The 21,155-nt window shown below is 71.0% G+C and carries 11 protein-coding genes; 4 read left to right on the top strand and 7 right to left on the bottom strand.

Annotated elements, in window-relative coordinates:
- Positions 1-10 precede the first annotated feature (10 nt).
- The 4 genes from DIE02_RS03150 (at position 11) to arsN2 (ending at position 2,854) form a co-directional block, all read left to right on the top strand.
- Complete coding sequence (locus DIE02_RS03150; protein WP_124521731.1) at positions 11-505, top strand: arsenate reductase ArsC; 495 nt, start codon at positions 11-13, stop codon at positions 503-505.
- A gap of 67 nt (positions 506-572) precedes the next feature.
- Positions 573-1,643 (top strand): ACR3 family arsenite efflux transporter, encoded by a 1,071-nt coding sequence (gene arsB / locus DIE02_RS03145; protein WP_124521733.1) that lies wholly within the window; start codon positions 573-575, stop codon positions 1,641-1,643.
- Between the two features lie 20 nt (positions 1,644-1,663).
- Positions 1,664-2,386 carry an arsenical resistance protein ArsH gene (gene arsH, locus DIE02_RS03140; RefSeq protein ID WP_124528718.1) on the top strand — a complete coding sequence of 241 codons (723 nt, stop codon included), beginning with the start codon at positions 1,664-1,666 and terminating at the stop codon, positions 2,384-2,386.
- A gap of 39 nt (positions 2,387-2,425) precedes the next feature.
- Positions 2,426-2,854, top strand: coding sequence for an arsenic resistance N-acetyltransferase ArsN2 (arsN2, locus tag DIE02_RS03135; RefSeq protein WP_124521830.1), 429 nt, complete (start codon positions 2,426-2,428; stop codon positions 2,852-2,854).
- A gap of 72 nt (positions 2,855-2,926) precedes the next feature.
- Here arsN2 and treY read toward each other — a convergent pair whose 3' ends face one another.
- From treY to DIE02_RS03100, 7 genes are read right to left on the bottom strand one after another with little or no spacing between them, the layout of a single operon-like run.
- The gene (gene treY, locus DIE02_RS03130) at positions 2,927-5,695 is read right to left on the bottom strand and encodes a malto-oligosyltrehalose synthase (protein WP_124528716.1); all 2,769 of its coding nucleotides are present in this window, start codon (positions 5,693-5,695) and stop codon (positions 2,927-2,929) included.
- On the bottom strand, positions 5,692-8,016 hold the full coding sequence (gene malQ / locus DIE02_RS03125) for a 4-alpha-glucanotransferase (protein WP_124528714.1): 2,325 nt from the start codon (positions 8,014-8,016) through the stop codon (positions 5,692-5,694). The genes treY and malQ overlap by 4 nt, the downstream gene beginning before the upstream one ends.
- On the bottom strand, positions 8,013-9,902 hold the full coding sequence (gene treZ / locus DIE02_RS03120; protein WP_124528712.1) for a malto-oligosyltrehalose trehalohydrolase: 1,890 nt from the start codon (positions 9,900-9,902) through the stop codon (positions 8,013-8,015). Before treZ ends, malQ begins: the two co-directional genes overlap by 4 nt.
- 9 nt (positions 9,903-9,911) lie before the next feature.
- Positions 9,912-12,026, bottom strand: coding sequence for a glycogen debranching protein GlgX (glgX, locus tag DIE02_RS03115; protein WP_124528710.1), 2,115 nt, complete (start codon positions 12,024-12,026; stop codon positions 9,912-9,914).
- 32 nt (positions 12,027-12,058) lie between these two features.
- The gene (gene glgB, locus DIE02_RS03110; RefSeq protein WP_124528708.1) at positions 12,059-14,260 is read right to left on the bottom strand and encodes a 1,4-alpha-glucan branching protein GlgB; all 2,202 of its coding nucleotides are present in this window, start codon (positions 14,258-14,260) and stop codon (positions 12,059-12,061) included.
- A complete protein-coding gene (gene treS / locus DIE02_RS03105; RefSeq protein ID WP_124521782.1) occupies positions 14,257-17,667 on the bottom strand; it encodes a maltose alpha-D-glucosyltransferase in 3,411 nt (1,136 codons plus the stop codon). Before treS ends, glgB begins: the two co-directional genes overlap by 4 nt.
- Entirely contained in the window at positions 17,667-21,059 is a 3,393-nt protein-coding gene (locus DIE02_RS03100) for an alpha-1,4-glucan--maltose-1-phosphate maltosyltransferase (RefSeq protein WP_124528706.1), read from the bottom strand. Before DIE02_RS03100 ends, treS begins: the two co-directional genes overlap by 1 nt.
- Positions 21,060-21,155: the final 96 nt, after the last annotated feature.

Genomic DNA, 21,155 nt, shown 5'->3' with positions numbered 1-21,155 from the left:
CCGCCCGCCGATGACCACCAACGTCCTGATTCTCTGTACCCACAACTCCGCGCGCAGCGTGCTCGCGGAGGGAATGCTCAACCACTGGGCCGGGAAACTCGGCCGCGACGTGCGCGCCTACAGCGCCGGCAGCGCGCCGAGCGGCCGGCTCAATCCGTTCGCGCTGGATGCGCTCACGCGCGCCGGTGTCGACGTCACCGGATACCGCAGCAAGAGCTGGGACGAATTCGTCGGCGACGGCGCGCCGCGCCTGCGCGTCGTCATCACGGTATGCGACAGCGCGGCCGCGGAGGCTTGTCCGTACTGGCCGGGCAGCCCGGTGAGAGTGCATTGGGGCTACGCCGATCCGTCGAACGCCGAGGGCGGCGATGCCGGCAAGCGGCTCGCGTTCGAACTGACGCGCGAGGCGCTCGGCTACCGGATGCTGCAACTGCTGGCGCTGCCGCTCGAGCGCATGAGCGACGCCGAACTGCAGGCGGCGTTGACCGCCATCTCGCGAAACTGAATGCTCGCACGGCGGCGCGCGTGAAACGGCGTGCCGCGTGCGTTGCTCCCGCACGGAATCCTCTTCGATGAACACGTCCAACGCGATCCCGCCTCGCCATGCCATTGCGAAGCCCGCGATCAATTTCTTCGAACGCTACCTGACGGTCTGGGTCGCGCTGTGCATCGTCGCCGGCATCGCGCTCGGCCAGATGCTGCCCGGCGTGTTCCAGCAGATCGGCCGCATGGAGTACGCGCAGGTCAACCTGCCGGTCGGGCTGCTGATCTGGGTGATGATCATCCCGATGCTGGTCAAGGTCGACTTCGGGGCGTTGCATGAAGTGCGTCAGCACGTCAAAGGCATCGGCGTCACGCTCATCGTGAACTGGCTGGTCAAGCCGTTCTCGATGGCGTTTCTCGGCTGGCTGTTCATCCGGCATCTGTTCGCGCCGATGCTGCCGGCGGACCAGCTCGACAGCTACATCGCCGGTTTGATCCTGCTGGCCGCCGCGCCGTGCACGGCGATGGTGTTCGTGTGGAGCCGGCTGACCGGCGGCGATCCGCTGTTCACGCTGTCGCAGGTCGCGCTGAACGACAGCATCATGGTGATCGCGTTCGCGCCGCTGGTCGGGCTGCTGCTGGGGATGTCCGCGATTACCGTGCCGTGGGCGACGCTGCTCACGTCGGTCGTGCTCTACATCGTGATTCCGGTGATCCTCGCGCAGATCTGGCGCAAGGTGTTGCTCGCGAACGGGCAGGCTGCGTTCGACGCCGCAATGACGAAAATCGGCCCGTGGTCGATCGCCGCGCTGCTGGCCACGCTCGTGCTGCTCTTCGCGTTCCAGGGCGAAGCGATCCTGAAGCAGCCGCTGGTGATCGCGCTGCTCGCGGTGCCGATCCTGATCCAGGTGTTCTTCAACTCCGCGCTCGCATACTGGCTCAATCGCGCCGTGGGCGAGAAGCACAACATTGCATGCCCGTCGGCGCTGATCGGCGCGTCCAACTTCTTCGAGCTGGCCGTCGCGGCCGCAATCAGCCTGTTCGGTTTCCACTCCGGCGCGGCGCTCGCGACCGTCGTCGGCGTGCTGATCGAAGTGCCGGTCATGCTGCTGGTGGTGCGCATCGTGAACCGGTCGAAGGGCTGGTACGAGCGCGCTTGAGCAAACCACGGAATCCATCCATGACCGACCGACTGACCGACCTGCCGCAACTCGACGCCGAACTCTTCCGCGTACCGGACGCGAGCCGCTTGCGGCCGGCGTCGCCGTCGACGCATCCGCCGCGTTTCCTGCTGCTGTACGGCTCGCTGCGCGAGCGTTCGTTCAGCCGCCTGCTGGTCGAGGAGGCCGAGCGCCTGCTCACGGCGATGGGCGCCGAGGTGCGCGTGTTCAATCCGAGCGGCCTGCCGCTGCCCGACGATGCGCCCGAAAGTCACCCGAAGGTGGTCGAATTGCGCGAGCTGGTGATGTGGTCGGAGGGGATGGTCTGGTGCTCGCCGGAACGACATGGCGCGATGACCGGCATCATGAAGTCGCAGATCGACTGGATTCCGCTGTCGGTCGGCGCGGTGCGGCCGACGCAGGGCAAGACGCTCGCGGTGATGCAGGTCAGCGGCGGATCGCAGTCGTTCAATGCGGTGAACCAGATGCGCGTGCTCGGACGCTGGATGCGCATGCTGACGATCCCGAACCAGTCGTCGGTGGCCAAGGCGTTCATGGAATTCGACGAAGCGGGGCGGATGAAGCCGTCGGCCTATTTCGATCGCGTCGTCGACGTGATGGAGGAACTGGTGAAGTTCACGCTGCTGACGCGCGACATCGGCCCGTATCTGGTCGACCGGTACAGCGAACGGAAGGAAAGCGCGGAGGCGTTGTCGAAGCGGGTGAATCAGCGGGGGATTTGAACCGTACGGGTACCGCTCATCCAATCGGGAATCGATGTCATGCAACTTCGTTCTGCAGCGTTATCCGACCTGGCCGCGATCGAGGCATTGCTTCGCGCGTCGAACCTGCCGACTGCGGGTGTCGCGGAGCATCTGGAAAACTTCATCGTGCTCGCCGATCCGCCCGCGTTGACCGGATGCGGCGGTATGGAATACCACGGAGACTTCGCGCTGATCCGGTCGATCGCCGTCGCACCGCGCGCGCAAGGGAGCGGCGTCGGCCGCGCGATCGTTGCGCGGCTGATCGCGACGTGCCGCGCACGCTCGGTCCATGCGATCGGGTTGCTGACGACGACCGCGGAGGACTATTTCGACGGTTTTGGTTTCGTGCGCGTCGCCCGCGAGGATGTACCGCGCCCGTTGCTGGCGTCCAGCCAGTTTCAAGGCGTGTGTCCGGACGCTGCCACTGCCATGTTGTTGGCGTGTTGAGCGGAAATGCTGGAACGCGGTGAGATGGTTCGCCTCGGGGCGCCGACCGTCTTTGCACAAATCCGATTACCGCTACCGGCTCATCGTATCGGCTGCCACCAGCGCCGCGACCGGCAACGCGGCAAGACAGCGATCGAGCCGCAGCATGCCGTCCGGCGCCTCGATTTCGCTCCCGTCGTTCAGCCAGTCGATCCACCGCTCGCTCGTGCCGCGCGGCAACACGATCGCGGTATCGCCCCATTCCGCAGGCGCGATGCGCGGCAACCCCGGCACTTCGCCGAGCAACCGGCACGCGAGCCGCGTCACGACGACCACGACCGTCGCCGTCGCGTCGCAGCGCGCGAACGCGAGCGCATGCCGCCCGAGCCTGCCGCGCACGCGCAGCGGCACATACGCACCATCCGAGAACGTCGCCGGCCAGCGGGCGCGCAGCGCGAGCATCCGCTCGACGAGCGCGCGCTTCACGCGTGCGTCGGGCCAGTCCCGCAGGTACGCGGTGACCGGTTTGTCGACCCGCTCGGCCGCGAGCTGAGCGAACGGCACGTCGCGCCGGTTGTCCGGATCGACGAGCGAGTGATCCCATGACTCGGTACCTTGATACAGATCGGGCACACCCGGCGACGCCATCCGCAGCGCCGCCTGCGCGAGGCTGTTGACGACACCGGCCGGCGCGATCCGCGCGACGATCCCATGCAGCCGGTGCACGAAATCGCCCGCGCCATGCGGCGTCAGGATCGCGCGGACGAACCGTTCGCAATCGCGCTCGTAGTCCGCGTCGGGTGCGAGCCAGTCCGTATGCTGTTTCGCTTCGCGCAGCGCCTTCGTCTGCCAGCGCACCACGCGCTCGGCAAGCGTCGCCAGCCCGTCCGCATCGTCGGGCGCGAGCGCCGGCGGCCAGCAGCCGACGAGCGTCTGGTACAGCAGCGCTTCTGCAGCCGGCCCCGGCGCCCACGCGAGATCGCGATGCGCGCCGCCGCGCCGCGGCTGGTTCAGCGCGGACCAGTCGAGCGACACCGCGCGCCACAGGTCCGGCACTTCACTGAGCACCGCGAGCCGCGCGCGCGCATCTTCGCCGCGCTTGTGATCGTGGGTCGCGGTCGCGACGAGCGTATGCGGAACGGTGCGCGCGCGACGGCGGTTGCGCGCATGGAACGCCCCGCGCGACAGGCTGAAATCGCCCGCATCGGCACCGACCTCGTTGCGCGACAGCAGCCGGCCGTAGCGATAGTTGGCGGTATCCTCGACGCCCTTCGCGGCGAGCGGCGCGGTGAGCTGCGCGAACGCGATGCGCGCCGCGTGCAGCGCCGCGGCATCCGCGCGCGGCGCGCGCAGGCCCGGCAGCCCGAGCCAGCCGGCGACGCGATCGAGCGCGTAGCGGTCGGACGGATCGATCGTCGCGCACGCCGCGTCGTACGCGTGCGCCAGCACGCGACGATCGGCGCCGGTCGGCTCGTTGCCGGGTGTCGGGTACATCCGGTACACGGGAAGGTGCACCGCGAGTTCGCCCAGCACGCGATGAATCGCGATCCGGCTGAGGTCGCGCGTCGCGGGTGCCGCGCGCGCAATGCGGTGCAACGCCCGCGCGACACGTTCGTGCTCGCCGGCGAGCTGCCGCTTCAGCACGCGCCGCTTGCCGGCCACCGCCTCCTGCGCGAACGACCGCGCCGATCCCGACACGGCCGCCCAGTGCGCGGCGAGCGGCGCCGCGCCGGCCGGATCGTGCAGCAGCGCGGCGACGTCGTTCATGAAGTCGTAGCCGGTCGTGCCGTCGACGCGCCAGTCTTCACGCAGCGTCTCGCCCGGCGCGAGGATCTTCTCGACGACGAGATACGGCCGCTCGTCGCGCTGCGCGGCGAGCCGCGCGTGCAGGCGGCGGCAGTACGCGCCCGGCTCGGCGAGGCCGTCGACGTGATCGACACGCAGGCCGTCGAGGCAGCCGGCCGCATGAAGCGCCAGCGACAGCGCGTGCACCGCGTCGAACACCGCTTCGTCTTCGACGCGGACGGCCGCGAGGGTCGCGATGTCGAAGAAGCGTCGCCAGTTCAGCTCGTCGGCGGCCGTGCGCCACCACGCGAGCCGGTAGTGCTGGCGTTCGAGCAATCGATGCAGGCACGCGCGCGAGCGCGCGCGGCGCGGATCGGCGCCGCGCAGTATCGCGTCGAACGCTTGCGGGCCCTGTGCGGCGGCGTAGTCGCGCAGCGCCGTGTGCGCGTCCGCGAGCCGCGCGCTGCCGCGCACCGGTGCGGCGGCGAACCGTTCGGCGAGCGCGTTCAGGTCCGCACGGTTGGCGATGCGCAGGATCTCGGCATAGGCCGCGGCGGCGACCGGCAGCGTCCTGCCCGCGCATGCGATGAAGAAACGCCCGCTCGACGGCTCGGCGCCGAGCGCGACGTCGCCGGCGGCGAGCGCGTCGCCGTAGGGCGCGCCGAGGCAGGGCAGCAGCACCTTGCCGTGGAGCGCCGCGTCAGGCGGATGCCAGTCGATGTCGAAGTAGCGCGCGTATGGGCTCGCCGGACCCCATTCGAGCACGTCGTTCCACCAGCCGTTCGATGCGCCGCCGACGCCCATGTGGTTCGGCACGATGTCGGCGATCACGCCGAGGCCGCGCGCGTGCAACGCGTCGACGAGGCGGCGGAAGCCGGCTGCGCCGCCGAGTTCCGCGCTGATCGTGTGATGGTCGACGGTGTCGTAGCCGTGCAGCGAACCGGGCTCGGCCGTCGTGATCGGCGACAGGTACAGGTGGCTCACGCCGAGCCGCGCGAAATAGTCGGCGTGCGCGGCCGCGTCGTCGAACGTGAAGCCGGCGTGCAGTTGCAGTCGCAGGGTCGCGCGCGGAATCATACTTCCTGCTCCCGGGCGCGGCGTGCGCGCTCGAGCGCCGCGATGCGTCTGCGTACGTCGGCGTCGAACAGCGCGTCGACCGCGCGCGGCAGCCGGCGCAGCCAGTTCGGATGGCCGCGCGGCGGGCCGGGGAGATTCGGTTGGGCGTCCAGTGCGAGCAGATCCTCGAGCGGCACGATCGCGAGCGGCGACGGGCTGCGCGCGACATACGCGAGGACTGCATCGACGGGTGGCGTGCCGGCAGGTGGTACCGGATCACCGGGCGGCGCGCAGCCCGCTTGCTGCAACGCGCGCCACAGTGCCGCGCGCTCGGTCGCGCGTTCGGCCCGGGCCGCAGTGAGGGCGAGGTCGGGGGTGGGCGGCGGCGTGTCGCGTGGTTGGGGTACGCCGTGACCGACATCCTTGGTGGGATGCTCGTCACGCAAAGCAGGTTTGTTTCGTTCGTAACGTCCCGCTCGGTGTGCGGCCGCGGCGCGACCGATGTCGTCACCGACATTACGCGCGCTCGCGGTGCGTTGCGTTTGGCCACTCCCGTCGTCGGTGCGTGCATCCTCGGAGGCATCTGCATCTGCATCTGCATCTGCATCTGCATCTGCATCACCTAACCCCCTCCGCCACTCGAGATCGACACCACGCCACCAACCCGCCACGGTCGGCAGATCGTGTGTCGATGTCATCGCGATCGTGTCGCGATCCCACGCCGATGGCGGCCGAAACGCGCCATCCGCCTCACGCTCGAACCACAGCACGCGCATTCCCGCGATCCCCCGCGCGCCGAGGCGCTCGCGAAACCCGGCCGGCACCGTGCCGAGATCCTCGCCGATCGCGACCGCGCGATGCCGTGCCGCCTCCAGCGCGACCAGCCGCACGAGATCGTCGAGCGGATAGTGCAAGTACGCGCCGTCGCGCGGCGAGCCGCCGTCCGGCACGATCCACATCCGCGCGAAGCCGAGCACGTGGTCGATACGAACCCCGCCCGCCTGCGCGAAGGCCGCGCGCAACAGGTCGACGAACAGCGCGAAGCCGCTCGCGCGCAGCGCGGCGGGCGTCCACGTCGTCACGCCCCAGGCCTGGCCATCCGCATTGAACAGGTCGGGCGGCGCGCCGACCGACACGCCGCGCAGCAGCGTCGTGCCGTGCGCCCATGCGTCGCTGCCCGCGCGATCGGCGCCGACCGCGAGATCGGCGATCAACCCGATCGCCATCCCGGCCTCGCGCGCCGCATGCTGTGCGTTGCCGAGCGCGTCCGACGCGCACCATTGCAGGAACGCATGGAACGCGATCGTCTCGGCATGCGCGTGTGCGAAGGCGTCGACCTCGGCCGAGGCCGGCATGCGCCACGGCGCGGGCCATTGCCGCCAGTCCGCGCCGATCCCGTGTTCGATGCAGAACGCCTGCAGCGCATCGAAGCGCGCGTGTGCGTCGAGCGCGGCGCCGCCTGCCGTACGGAATCGCTCGAACGCGTCGCGCAACGGCCCGCCGTTCGCGCGCCACGCATCGAAGCACGCGCGCAAGTGGCGCAGCTTCAGCGGCAGCACGTGCGGCCAGTCGATCAGCGGCGTATCGGGCGCGGCAGTGCCATGTGCCGCCGCGCCATGCATTCGCCGCACGATATCGGCGCCCGGCACCGCGTCGCAGTCGAGATACGCGACGTTGTGCCAGCGCCGCGACGACGGCGAATACGGGCTGTCGTGCTCGGGCAGTGCCGGATAGCCGGCATGCGTCGGGCTGATCGCGACCGCGTGCGCGCCGTGCCGCGCCGCATGCGCGGCCAGGCCGGCGAGCGCGGTGTAGTCGCCCGCGCCGTCGTCGCCCGTGCGGCGCAGGCTGTACAACTGGGCCGCGATGCCCCAGCGGCGCTGCGCACCCGTCACGCCGTCGTCGGCGGTGAACGGCCGCGCACGCGGCGGTGCGATGGCGAGCCCGATGCGTTGCTCGCCGATCTCGAGCGCGTGATAGCCGGGCACCGCGAGCGGCGGCAGTGCGCCGGATTCGCCCGCGTCGGCCACGCGCGCGTCGACGTGCTCGCCCGTTTCGAGCGCGATCCGCAAGCGCGCGCCCGGCGGCGCGACGCTGCGCGGGAGCGTCAGCGGCACGCCGGCGTCGCCGGTGACGACCTGCGGCGTTGCGTCCCGGTCATCGGTCAGCGCGGCCGCGCTGTCGACCCGCTCGATCGGCGTGCCGCATGGCCAGCCGAGCGCATCGACGAGCGCGACGAGCGCGTCGTCGCCCACCCGCCGCGCGACGCCGCCCGCGTCGATCCAGTCGGGCGCCAGCCCGGCCGCACGCGCGAGGTCTGCGATCGGCACGTCGGTCGTCATTGTCGTGTGTGCCCGTTCGTGCGGTGATGGAGCGCATCGCGGTTGACCGCACCGTCGCGCCACGCGATGCAGGTGCGCGCGGGCAGCCGCCGCTCGGCCAGACGGTCGCGCGCGCGCGGCGGCGTCTCGAACACGATCTTGCCGACCGGCAGCATCGGCAGCAGCGCGTCGCGCGAGCCGGGATTGAAGGCGAGCGTGAGCGTGCTGCCGTCGCCGAGCCGCCAGCGCGCGACGAGCGCCTCCGCGTTGCCGTCGCCGTTGCCGATGCCGCTGCCGGCGGCGCACAGCAGCTCGACGCCGAGCGCGCGAGCGCCCGGCAGGTGCGGCGTCACGAGCGCCGCGCGCACGGCCAGCGCGCTGCGGTAGAAGCGCCGCCACGCTTCGGCGTCGGGCCATGCGTCGTCACCGGCATGACCGGGCGACGAGCGCACGAACGTGCCGATGTCGTTCGGATCGGGAATCGCGTCGCGATGCGCGGGATCGGCGAACGCGGAAAACGCGGCGAACTCGCGGCGCCGGCCTTCGCGCACCGCGTCGGCGAGCGCGCCGCGATAGTCGGTGAAGAACTGGAACGGCTGCGTGCTGCCGACTTCCTCGCCCATGAACAGCAGCGGCACCTGCGGCGCGAGCAGCATCAGGGCGGTCGCCGCACGCACCGCGTCGTCGTTCGCGAGCGCGCGCAGCCGCTCGCCGAAGGCGCGGTTGCCGATCTGGTCGTGGTTCTGCAGGAACGTGACGAACGCGGTCGGCGGCAGGTGCGCGCTCGGCTCGCCGCGCGGCGCGCCGTCGTGCAGCGGCGACGGCTCGCCCTGGTACGCGAACCCTTCGCCGAGCGTGCGCGCGAGATGGCGCAGCGGCGCATCGGCGTACGCGCGGTAGTAGCCTTCGCGCTCGCCGGTGAGCAGCACGTGCGCGCTGTTGTGGAAGTCGTCGTTCCACTGCGCGTCGAAACCGCCGGGGCCGAGCAGGCTCGCCAGATTGCGCTCGTCCTCGAGCACCAGATGCACGTGGCGCGCGTCGCCCGCATACGCGCGCACGCGGCGGGCGAGCTCGCGCAGCCATGCATCGTCGTCGATCGCATGCGCGGCGTCGATGCGCAGGCCGTCGAAGCGGAATTCGTCGAGCCAGTACAGCGCGTTGTCGATGAAGAACGCGCTCGTCTGCGCATGCGAGAAGTCGATCGCGGGCCCCCAGGCGGTCTGCCGGTCCGCGCGAAAAAATCCCGGTGCATAGCGCGGCAGCAGGTTGCCTTCGGGGCCGAAGTGGTTGTAGACGACGTCGAGCAGCACCTGCAGCCCGAGCCCGTGCGCGGCGTCGACGAGTGCCTTCAGTTCCTCGGGCCGTCCGTACGACGCCGCGGGCGCGAACGGCAGCACGCCGTCGTAGCCCCAGTTGCGCGCGCCCGGGAACGCGTTGACGGGCATCAGCTCGATCGCGGTCACGCCGAGCGCGGCAAGCTCGGCCAGGCGCCGCTCGACGTTCGCATAGCCGCCGCATGCGCCGACGTGCAGTTCGTACAGCACCGTCTCGTGCCACGGCCGCCCGCGCCACGCGTCGTTGCGCCAGCGGTACGCGGCCGGGTCGACGACCTGGCTCGGGCCGTGCACGTCATGCGGCTGGAAGCGCGATGCGGGATCGGGTGCCACGAGACCGTCGTCGAGCAGGAAGCGGTACAGCGTGCCGGGACCGCACGGCGCGACGACCTCGAACCAGCCGTCCCCGGCCGGCAGCATCGCGACGCGCCGTTCGCCGTGCAGTTCGACCGCGGCCGTGCGGCTCGCGGGCGCCCACAACCGGAAGCGCGTGTGTTCCGTGTCGAGGCAGGTCGCGCCGAACGACGACGCGAATGCGTGCGTGCCGGGCGGATGGGCGGTGCGTGACGTCATGGCGGCTCCTCACGAGTGCGGGGCGGGTGGCACGGCCGCGACGGCGATCACGGCCGCGTGCGCGGCGACGTCGCGGCCGGCGTCGGGCCAGCCGCGCGGGCCGGCGTCGGGCGTCGCGGTGTCGAGCAGCACGCGATAGTCGAGCACGGGTGCGGGCAGCTTGAACGTGACGACGTGGGTCGACGCATTCAGCATCACGAGCAACGCCTCGGTGCGCCCGGTGCGGCCGGTGCCGACGCGCCGCATCGTCAGCGCGCGGCGTTCGCCGTCCTCCCACGCGGGCACGCTCAGCGGGTCGCCGCGCTCGTCGAACCAGTCGATCTCGTGCATGCCCGGCGCACCGTCGCGGTCGCCGGACGGATAGCGCGGCGCCGACATCACCGGGTACATGCGGCGCAATGCGGCGAGCCGCGACACGAAACGCGTCATCTGCGCGCCTTCGTCGCTGCGCGCGAGATCCCAGTCGAGCCAGGACAGTTCGTTGTCCTGGCAATATGCGTTGTTGTTGCCGTGCTGCGTCCTGCCGAATTCGTCGCCGGCCACGATCATCGGCGTGCCGAGCGCGGTAAACAGTGTGGCGAGCATCGAGCGGGCGACCCGCGCGCGCAGGTCGCGGATCGACGCGTCGTCGGTGGCGCCTTCGACGCCCCAGTTCGCGCTGCAGTTGTCGCCGTGGCCGTCGTGGTTGTCTTCGCCGTTCGCTTCGTTGTGCTTTTCCGCATACGACACGAGATCGGCGAGCGTGAAGCCGTCGTGCGCGGTGATGAAGTTGACCGACGCCCACGTGCGGCGCCGGTGATGATTGAACAGGTCGGCCGAGCCCGCGAGCCGCGCGGCGAGTTCCGGGCGCTGCCCGGCGTCGCCGCGCCAGAAGCGCCGTACGGTGTCGCGAAAGCGGTCGTTCCATTCGGCGAAGCCGGGCGGGTGGCGGCCCAGCTGATAGCCGCCGGGGCCGAGATCCCACGGCTCGGTGATCAGCTTGCGCTGCGCGAGCAGCGGGTCCTGCCGCAGCGCGTCGAAGAAACCCGCGCCCGGCTCGAAGCCGTGATCCTCGCGGCCGAGCGTCACGCCGAGATCGAAGCGAAAGCCGTCGACGTTGAATGCGCTCGCCCAGTAGCGCAGCGAATCCATCACCATCTGCACGACGCGCGGATGCGACAGGTTCAGCGTGTTGCCGCAGCCGGTCTCGTCGACGTGGTAGCGCGGGTCGTCCGGTCGCAGCCGGTAGTAGCTCGCGTTGTCGAGGCCACGCCACGACAGCGTCGGGCCGAGCTCGTTGCCCTCGCACGTGTGGTTGTAGACGACGTCGAGCACGACTTCGATGCCGGCCGCGTGCAGCTGCCGGATCGCGATGCGCATCTCGTCGAGCCGCCGCGTCGACAGGTAGGCCGGCTCCGGCGCGAAGAACGCGGCCGTGTCGTAGCCCCAGTAGTTGCGCAGCCCGCGGTTCACGAGCGCGCGCTGCTGCAGGAACGCGTGCACCGGCAGCAGCTCGACCGTCGTCACGCCGATCGACAGCAGGTGATCGATGAACGCCGGATGCGCGAGCGACGCGAACGTGCCGCGCTCCGGCGCGCGCAATCCGGCGCGGCGCATCGATGCGCCGCGCACGTGGGTCTCGTAGATCACGGTGCTGCGCCACGGCACGTCGGGGCGCCGGTCCATGCTCCAGTCGAACGCCTCGTCGACCACCACGGCCTTCGGCATCGCGGGCGCCGAGTCGCGGCGATCCATCGACAGGTCCGCGCGGTTCGAATGCACGCGATAGCCGAACAGCGCGTCGGACCAGCGAAAGTGGCCGACCAGCTTGCGCGCGTACGGGTCGAGCAGGAGCTTGGTCGGATTGAAGCGATGGCCGTGCTGCGGCTGATACGGGCCGTCCGCGCGAAAGCCGTACACGGTGCCCGGATGCGCGTTCGGCAGGTAGCCGTGCCATACCTCGTCGGTGCATTCGGGCAGGTCGAGGCGCGCGAGCTCCTTGCGGCCGGTCGGATCGAACACGCACAGCTGGATACGCTGCGCATGCGCGGAAAACACCGCGAAGTTGGTGCCGAGGCCGTCCCAGGCCGCGCCAAGCGGATGGCAGCGGCCGGGTTCGAGACGGGTGGGCAGGGCGGTCGGCATGGGGATCGTCTCCGTGTCGAGGGCGCCGGGTGTCAGGCCGGGCTCAGCCACAGCGTCGCGAGCGGCGGCAGGCGCAAGGTGGCCGACCACGACTCGCCGTGCGCGGGGATCGCCTCCGTCGACACGGTGCCGTCGTTGCCGGCATTCGTGCCGCCGTACACGGCGGCATCGGTGTTCATCAGTTCACGCCACTGCCCGGGCGCTGGCAACCCGACGCGATAGCCGGCACGCGGCACCGGCGTGAAGTTGCAGACCGCGACGACGAGACGCCCGGTGTCGTCGCGGCGCGCGAACGCGAACACGCTGTTGTCGCGATCGTCGCCGATCAGCCACGCGAAGCCGGCCGCGTGGCAATCGAGCGCATGCAGCGCCGGTTCGGCCGCGTACGCGCGGTTCAGGTCGCGCACGAGCCGCTGCACGCCGCGATGCGCGGGCGCGTCGAGCAGGTCCCAGTGCGGCGTCGCGTCGTGCGCGAACTCGGCCCATTGTGCGAATTCGCTGCCCATGAACAGCAGCTTCTTGCCCGGATGCGCCCACATGAAACCGAAGTACGCGCGTAGCGTCGCGAGCCGCTGCCACGCGTCGCCGGGCATCTTCGCGGCGAGCGAACCCTTGCCGTGCACGACCTCGTCGTGCGACAGCGGCAGCACGAAGCGCTCGGAGAACGCATACACGAGCCCGAACGTCATCCGGTCGTGGTGATAGCGGCGATGGATCGGATCCTCGCGCAGATACGCGAGCGTGTCGTGCATCCAGCCCATGTTCCACTTGAAGTCGAAGCCGAGCCCGCCGTCGCCGGTCGCCGCGGTGACACCCGGCCACGCGGTCGATTCCTCCGCGAAGGTGACGATGCCGGGCGGCGCGAGCGTACCGTGCAGCGTGTCGTTCAGCGTGCGCAGGAACGCGACCGCTTCGAGGTTCTCGCGCCCGCCGTGGATGTTCGGCACCCATTCGCCTTCCCTGCGCGAGTAGTCGCGGTACAGCATCGACGCGACCGCGTCGACGCGGATCCCGTCGACGTGATAGCGGCGCGCCCACGCGAGCGCCGACGCGACGAGGAACGCGCCGACCTCGGTGCGCCCGAGGTTGAACACGCAGGTGTTCCAGTCGGGGTGCATGCCCTCGCGCGGATCGGCGTGCTCGTACAGCGCGCTGCCGTCGAACTGTGCGAGGCCGTGCGGATCGTTCGGGAAATGCGCGGGCACCCAGTCGACGATCACGCCGATGCCGGCCGCGTGCGCGCGGTCGACGAAGCGCGCGAAGCCGTCGACCGGCCCGAAGCGCGCCGACGGCGCGAACTGCGCGAGCGGCTGGTAGCCCCACGAGCCGCCGAACGGGTACTCGGAAATCGGCATGAACTCGACGTGCGTGAAGCCCATGCCGCGCACGTACGGGATCAGCCGCTCGGCGAGTTCGTCCCAGGTCGAACTGCGGTCCATTTCCTCGGGCACGCGCTGCCACGATTCCGGATGCACCTCGTAGATCGACCACGGCACCCGAAAGCGACGATCCGGATGCGGCCGCGCGTGGATCCAGCCGTCGTCATGCCATGCGAACGCGTCGAGCGCCGCCGTGTCGGCGACGACCGATGCAGTGCGCGGCGGCGCTTCGGTCGCGCGCGCGCACGGATCGGCCTTGTGCGGCAGCACGCGGCCGTCGCTCGCGCACAGCTCGTACTTGTAGTGCTCGCCGGCGCCGATGTCCGGCACGAACAGTTCCCACACGCCCCACGGGCGCCGCAGCCGCATCGGATGACGGCGGCCGTCCCAGGTGTTGAAGTCGCCGACCACCGACACGCGCTGCGCGTTCGGCGCCCATACCGCGAAGCGCACGCCGTCGATGCCGTCGACGCGCGTGGGCGTCGCCCCGAGGCACTCGAGCACGGCGGCCGGGTCGCCGGCCGCGAACCGCGCGAGCGCCGCGTCGTCGAGCAGCGTGCCGAACGCATACGCATCGTCGGTCACCTGCCGCGTGTCGGGCCACTCGATCGCGAGCCGGTAGTGGCCGTCGCGCGCGATCGTCCCGGCGAAGCAGCCGGCTTCGTCGACGCACGCGAGCGTGCCGAGTTCGTCGCCGTCGGGCGTCACCGCGCGCACGCGCCGCGCGCCGGGCAGCAGCGCGCGCACGACGATCCGCCCGGCATCCCCGTGCGGGCCGAGGCACGCGAACGGGTCCGGATGGCGCCCGGCGAGCAGCGCATCGATATCGTGGCGGTCGAACAGCGTGTCGGTCATCGGGTGCCTCCGTCGTCGGGTTCACCGTGCGTGTCGAGCAGGCGTTCGACGAGCGCGGCGAGCCCGCCGACCGGCACGCCGAGCCAGTCGGGGCGGTTCGCGGCTTCGTAGCACAGCTCGTACGACGCCTTGTCGATCAGGAACAACGCGAGCAGGCGATCGGCATAACGCGGGTCGACGAAGCGTTCGGGCGCCTGCTCGGCGGCCGCGCGATAGCATTCGACGAAGCGGTCGGCGGCGGCCTGCCCGAAGCGGTCGAACAGCGCGCGCTTGCGGCCGGCCGCCTGCGGCGGCGCCTTCTCGATCACGAACTGCGCGGCCGCGCTCACGTACGACAGCGAGCGCAGGAAGCCGGCCACGTCGCGCAGTGGATGCGACTTCGCGCGACGCCGCTCCAGCGGGCGCGCGGGCTCGCCCTCGAAGTCGATCAGCAGCGCATCGCCCTGCACGTCGAGCACCTGGCCGAGATGGAAATCGCCGTGGATTCGCGTGCATTGCGCGTCGAGGGTGCGCGGCACCAGTTCGCCGAGCGCCCGCACGGCCGCGTCGCGCGACGCGAGCAGCGTGTCGGCCGCGGCCCGCTCGGCGGGGGCCAGCGTATCGAGCCGCGTGCCCAGCACATCGAGCGCGTGCTCGAACGACGCGATCGCATCGCTGCGCCAGTGGTCGACGTGTGCCGGGGTCGCGCGCTCCGGCGCGAACGCCGGGTCGTCGGACGGCTGCGCGAGCGCGACGTGCAACTGGCCGAGTCGCGTGCCGACGATCCCCGCGAACGCCGCGTAGCCGAGCAGCGCGTCCGGTTCCTCGCCGGACTCCGTCGCGTCGCCTTCGTCGACGGCCGGCAGCGCGAGCTCGTCGACCGCACGTCTCAGGAAGTCGAACGAACGCGTCCACGCGTCGCCCTGGTTGTCGACGTAACGCTGCAGGATCGCGACCGTATGCGGCGTGCCGTCCGGATCGACGTGCACGACTTCGCCGGCCAGCGTCGCGGTGTTCGCATAGCCGATCCGCGTCAGGTGGCGGCTCATCTCCGCTTCCGGATGGATCCCGTGCGCGACCTTGCGCACCAGCTTCAGCACGATCGCGTCGCCGATCACGAGCGAGCTGTTGCTCTGCTCGGCCGCGAGCCAGCGCACTTCGGCGTCGTCGCCGGGATCGAGCGCGGCGAGCGCCTGCTCGGGCAGGAAGTCGAGGCGGCCGCCGTCGGAAGTCGGCACCGTCGCGCCGTCGCGCAGCTTGCGCAGCATCCCGCGCGCGAACGACGGCAGCGCGAACGCGTCGGTCAGGTAACCGACGGTATGGCCGCGCCGCACGCGCGCGAGCGCGAGCTGCGCGAACAGCGGCTGCGACGTCTCGCCGCCCCAGGCGGCGGCCAGCGGCACGACGTAGCGTTCGACCCCGCCGTCGCTCGCGGATACCCATGCTTCCGCGTACTGGAACGGCTCGTCCGGCATCGGCGTGACGACGTTCAGCCACGCGTCGCCGATCTTGCGGTCCTTCGACGCGAACCAGCGCCGCCGTGCGAGCCACGACGCGAGCGCATCGTGCGCGAGCGCATGCAGCTGGCCGACGTCCGGCCGCGCGTCGCCGCGCCGCATCACGATCGTCACGTACTCGGGCAGCGGCTGCGCGTGCGGCTGCCGCCACGACGGCTCGCGGCCATGCTCGGACAGCACGAACCACAGGAACCCGTACGGCGGGAAGGTGAGGAGATACGGGAGCTGGCCGACCGGCGGAAACGGCGAATCCGACGTCATCTCGATCGGCACGCGGCCCGCGAATTCGGACAGGTCGAGTTCGACGGCCTGCGACGCGCGCGACAGGTTCGCGACGCACAGCACCGTCTCGTGGCCTTCGAGTTCGCGCAGGTAGGCGAGTACCTTGCGGTTCTCCGGGCGCAGGAAGCGGATCGTGCCGCGCCCGAACGACTGCGTCGCGCGGCGCGTCGACAGGATGCGGCGCGTCCAGTTCAGCAGCGAATGCGGGTCGCGCGTCTGGGCTTCCACGTTGATCGCGTCGTAGCCGTACAGCGAGCCCATCACGGGCGGCAGCACCAGCAGTTCCGGGTCCGCGCGCGAGAAGCCGCCGTTGCGATCCGACGACCATTGCATCGGCGTGCGCACGCCGTCGCGGTCGCCCAGGTGGATGTTGTCGCCCATCCCGAGCTCGTCGCCGTAGTAGATCACCGGCGTGCCGGGCATCGACAGCAGCAGCGAGTTGATCAGTTCGATGCGGCGCCGGTCGCGCTCCATCAGCGGCGCGAGGCGGCGCCGGATGCCGAGATTGATCCGCGCGCGCCGGTCGCTCGCATAGGTCTGCCACAGCAGGTCGCGCTCCGAATCGGTGACCATCTCGAGCGTCAGCTCGTCGTGATTGCGCAGGAACACGGCCCACTGGTTGCTCGGCGCGAGCGCCGGCGTCTGCCGCATGATGTCGACGATCGGGAAGCGGTCCTCGCTCGCGATCGACATGTAGATGCGCGGCATCAGCGGAAAGTGGAACGCCATGTGGCATTCGTCCTCGTTGCCGAAGTATTCCTGCACGTCTTCCGGCCACTGGTTCGCCTCCGCGAGCAGCATCCGGTTCGGGTACTCGGCGTCGATCGTCGCGCGGATCCGCTTCAGGATCGCATGCGTCTCGGGCAGGTTCTCGTTGTTGGTGCCTTCGCGCTCGACCAGGTACGGCACCGCGTCGAGCCGCAGCCCGTCGATGCCGAGATCGAGCCAGAAGCGCATCACCTGGATCACCTCGCGCACCACGGCCGGGTTGTCGAAGTTCAGGTCCGGCTGGTGCGAGTAGAAGCGGTGCCAGTAGTACTGGCCGGCGATCGGATCGTGGGTCCAGTTCGACGTTTCGGTATCGAGGAAGATGATCCGCGTGCCCGCGTATTTCGTGTCGGTGTCGGACCACACGTAGTAGTCGCGATGCATCGAGCCGGGTTTCGCGCGCCGCGCGCGCTGGAACCACGGGTGCTGGTCCGACGTGTGGTTGATCACCAGCTCGGCGATCACGCGGATGCCGCGTGCGTGCGCTTCGCGGATGAAGCGCCGCACGTCGGCGAGCGTGCCGTAGTCGGGATGCACGTCGCGGTAGTCGGCGATGTCGTAGCCGTCGTCGCGGCGCGGCGACGGGTAGAACGGCAGCAGCCAGATGGTGTCGACGCCGAGCTCGGCGATGTAGTCGAGCTTCGCGATCAGGCCGGGGAAATCGCCGATCCCGTCGTTGTTCGAGTCGTAGAACGACTTCACGTGCACCTGGTAGATGATCGCGTCCTTGTACCACAGCGGGTCGTCCGCGCAGAGCGCGGGTGCGCGGCGCCGCGCACGGCGCCGGCGCGGCGTGCCGGCCGGGGCGAGCGACGGGAACTGCGCGCGCCGCACGTCGTCGAGGGAGTCTTCGCGTTTCATCATGCGTGTGCTCCGGAAGAGCCCCGGGCATCGCCCGGGTCGGGCGCCGCCGCTCGCGCGGCGCCGGGAGACGGCGCGAGCCGCCAGATCGCATAGGGCCGCACGTGCGGGTCGAGCGACACGTACTGGCGATGCCCGCGCCAGGTTTCGGCGCGCGCGGCGTCCTGTTCGAGCGCGTCGAGCGGTTCGCCGTCGACGAGCCCGAGGCCGCGCCACAGCGACGCATCGAGCATGAAGTTCGTGGCCTGCGGATGCCACGGGTCGAGGCTGATCGCGACCGCGACGACGCTGTCGTGCGCGGGCGTCGCCTTCACGAACACGAGCACCTGGTCGTTGTCCGCGTCGGCGAACGTGAGGCCGAGGTGGGTCTGCAGCGCCGGATGCTCGCGCCGCGCGCGGTTCAGCCGCGCGACTTCGCCGCCGATGTGCGCGGCCTTGGCCCAGTCGCGCGCGCGCAGCTCGTATTTCTCCGCGTCCGCGTATTCCTCGCTGTCGGGCAGCGGTGCCGATTCGCCGATCTCGAAGCCCGAGTACAGGCCCCACGAGCCGGCGAGCGTCGCCGCGAGCGCCGCGCGGATCACGAACTGCGAGCGCGGCGCGTTCTGCAGGTGGCGTGGATTGATGTCGGGCGTGTTCACGAAGAAGTTCGGCCGGAAGAACTCGCGCGCGGGGCCGGCGCTCAGCTCGGTCAGGTAGTCGATGAATTCGTGCTTCGTCTCGCGCCACGTGAAGTACGTATACGACTGCGAGAAGCCGATCTTCGCGAGCCGGTACATCATCCCGGGCCGCGTGAACGCCTCCGACAGGAACACGACGTCCGGATGCTTGCCGCGCACGTCCGCGATCATCCACGCCCAGAACGGCAGCGGCTTCGTGTGCGGGTTGTCGACGCGGAAGATCCGCACGCCGGCTTCGACCCAGAACAGCACCACGTCGCGCAGCGCGAGCCACAGGTCGGGCAGCGCGTCGGGCGCATAGAAGTCGGGATTCACGATGTCCTGATAGCGCTTCGGCGGATTTTCCGCATAGCGCAGCGAGCCGTCGGGCCGCCATGCGAACCAGCCCGGATGGGCGGCGAGCCACGGATGGTCGGGCGAGCACTGGATCGCGAAATCCAGCGCGATTTCGAGCCCCTGCGCGCGCGCCGCATCGATCAGCGCGCGGAACGACGCGAGCGTGCCGAGCTGCGGATGCACGGCCGTGTGGCCGCCGTCCGGCGAGCCGATCGCGTACGGGCTGCCGACGTCGTCGGGGCCGGCCTTCAGCGTGTTGTTGCGGCCCTTGCGCGCGGTCGTGCCGATCGGGTGGATCGGCGGGAAATACAGCACGTCGAAGCCCATGTCGCGAATGCGCGGCAATTGCGCGATCACGTCGTCGAAGGTGCCGTGCCGGTGCGGGTCGTTGCTCGCCGATCGCGGAAACAGTTCGTACCAGCTGGAAAAGCGTGCGGCGCGGCGCTCGACCTCGACCGGGTAGACGGTCTCGTCGTGCGTGACGAACGGCCGGTAGCGCAGCGCCGCGTAGGCGTCGGTGAGCGCGGGTTCGCCGATCAGTGCGAGACGGTGTTCGTGCGACGCGTCGTTGAAGTCGGCCGCCAGCCGTTCCATCTGCCGGACCGCGTGCGGACCGTCCGGCGCGGCGCGCTTCAGCGCGGTCGCGAGCAGCAGCTGCGCCTCGCTCACCTCCAGCGTCACGTCCTGGCCGGCCGCGCGTTTCTTCGCGATGTCGGTGACGAGCGAGGCCCAGTCGTCGCGCCACGCGATCACGCGGAACGCGTGGCGGCCGAGCCGGTCGAGCGCGATGCGCGCGTGCCAGCGGTCGTTCGGTTCCGCGACGAACGGCACTTCGCGCCAGTCGTCTTCGTCGTCCGCGCGCCACTGCAGCGCGGCCGCGAGATGCGCATGGCCGTCGCTGAATATCGATGCGTGCACAACCAGCGTTTCGCCGATCACGCGCTTGATCGCGAAGCGGCCGCCGTCGACCGTCGGCTCGACGCGTTCGATCGCGATCCGGTCGGCCGCGAGCGCGGCGGACAGCGCGGTGCGCTCGTCCGCGGCGCCGGCGCGCGCGGTCGCGGGCGGCGCGCGCCGCGCGTCGAGCAGCGCGTAGCCGCCGGGTTCGAGCGTGAACGCGGCCAGCGCGACCGGTGCGGGCGTGCGCGTGCCCGCCGCCGTCGCGACCTGCGTGAAGCCGCCCGGCACACCGGGCAGGATCGTCGCGGGATCGACCGGCGCGTCGGCATCGAGAGCGGGATTCAGCGCGATCAGCAGTGCCGTGTCGTCGTGCTCGAGCGACGGGCCCATGCCGCGCAGCAGCGCGGTCGCGGCCGCGCCGGGCGCGCTCAGTTGCGCGATTTCGCCGCGCCCGGCCGCAAGCGGCGTCGCGCGGCGCCACGCATTCGCGTCGGCGATCGCGCCGGACAGGTCGAAGCGCGCGCCGTCGAACGCGGCGCGATAGCGCGCGGCGTCCGCATCGCGCACCATCAGCGGCAGCGTGATGCCGCGCTCGAAACCCATCGGCACGAGCCAGCCGGTGCCGAGCGCAGCCGCGGTCCACAGCGCGCGGTGGTACGCGCGGGCGAGCGTCTCGTCCGGCGCGTCGTGCCAGTCGTCGGCGAGACGCGGGCCGTCGAAGGCGTCGGGAAACGCGATCGGCGAGCCGATGCGGCGCAGCAGCCGGTGCTCGTCCGCAAACCACGGCGAGCGCAGATCCCACCAGCGTACCGACGAGAACACCGCGTCGAAGCCGGCCCCCTCGAGTTGCGCGAGCGCGTCGCGTGCATGGCCGGGCACGCCGGCCAGCACCGCGACGTCCGGGCGTGCGCGCCGCAGCGCCGCGCGCCAGCCGGGCCACCATGCGGCCGGCAGGTGATGCGGCGCGTCGATCAGGAAGCCGGCCGCGCCGGCGTCCGCGAACGCGGCGAGATGCGCGCACCACCACGCGGCGAGCGCGTCGTGCGTCGCGTCGTCGCCGACCCGCGCATGGGCGACGTCGAGTTCATGCGCGCCGCAGCGCGGATCGATCAGCGCGTCGTCGTGCGCGCGCTCGGCATACCAGTCCGGATGCTCGGCGCGCAGCGGATTGTCGCGCGCGATGCGGTCGGGCACGACTTCGAGCAGCACGCGCAGCCCGTGGCCGTGCGCGAGCTGGGCGAGCCGCGAGAAGGTTTCGAGCGCGCCGGCGCGCGTCGCGAACGTCGCGGCCGGCCGGTGGAAGTCGGCGACGTGGCGCGGAAAACCCGCGACGCTGGCGGCCCAGAAGCCGCCGATCAGCACGTGATCGAAGCCCATGCCGGCGATGTGCGCGAACGTGTCGGGCCACGCGTCGAGCGGGCCGACGAGGCGCGCGTCGCAGAAGTAGAGGTGGGGAGCGAAGGGCGGGGTGGCGTTCATGGGATGGCGGGTCCGGGCGTCGGCGAACGGTAACGGTCGTGCGCCGCAACCCGCGTGCCTGCGGCGCGGCGCCCGGCGCGGTAACGTTCGGGCGCG

The organism is Burkholderia sp. Bp8991 (genome assembly GCF_003853795.1).
Classification (GTDB): domain Bacteria; phylum Pseudomonadota; class Gammaproteobacteria; order Burkholderiales; family Burkholderiaceae; genus Burkholderia.
This window is presented reverse-complemented; position numbering and strand designations above follow the sequence as displayed.

Bases quoted from the DNA above. Each gene is read 5' to 3' on its own strand.
- DIE02_RS03150 (WP_124521731.1), top strand. From the start codon at position 11: ATGACCACCAACGTCCTGATTCTCTGTACCCACAACTCCGCGCGCAGC.
- arsB (WP_124521733.1), top strand. From the start codon at position 573: ATGAACACGTCCAACGCGATCCCGCCTCGCCATGCCATTGCGAAGCCC.
- arsH (WP_124528718.1), top strand. From the start codon at position 1,664: ATGACCGACCGACTGACCGACCTGCCGCAACTCGACGCCGAACTCTTC.
- arsN2 (WP_124521830.1), top strand. From the start codon at position 2,426: ATGCAACTTCGTTCTGCAGCGTTATCCGACCTGGCCGCGATCGAGGCA.
- treY (WP_124528716.1), bottom strand. From the start codon at position 5,695: ATGATTCCGCGCGCGACCCTGCGACTGCAACTGCACGCCGGCTTCACG.
- malQ (WP_124528714.1), bottom strand. From the start codon at position 8,016: ATGACGACCGACGTGCCGATCGCAGACCTCGCGCGTGCGGCCGGGCTG.
- treZ (WP_124528712.1), bottom strand. From the start codon at position 9,902: ATGACGTCACGCACCGCCCATCCGCCCGGCACGCACGCATTCGCGTCG.
- glgX (WP_124528710.1), bottom strand. From the start codon at position 12,026: ATGCCGACCGCCCTGCCCACCCGTCTCGAACCCGGCCGCTGCCATCCG.
- glgB (WP_124528708.1), bottom strand. From the start codon at position 14,260: ATGACCGACACGCTGTTCGACCGCCACGATATCGATGCGCTGCTCGCC.
- treS (WP_124521782.1), bottom strand. From the start codon at position 17,667: ATGAAACGCGAAGACTCCCTCGACGACGTGCGGCGCGCGCAGTTCCCG.
- DIE02_RS03100 (WP_124528706.1), bottom strand. From the start codon at position 21,059: ATGAACGCCACCCCGCCCTTCGCTCCCCACCTCTACTTCTGCGACGCG.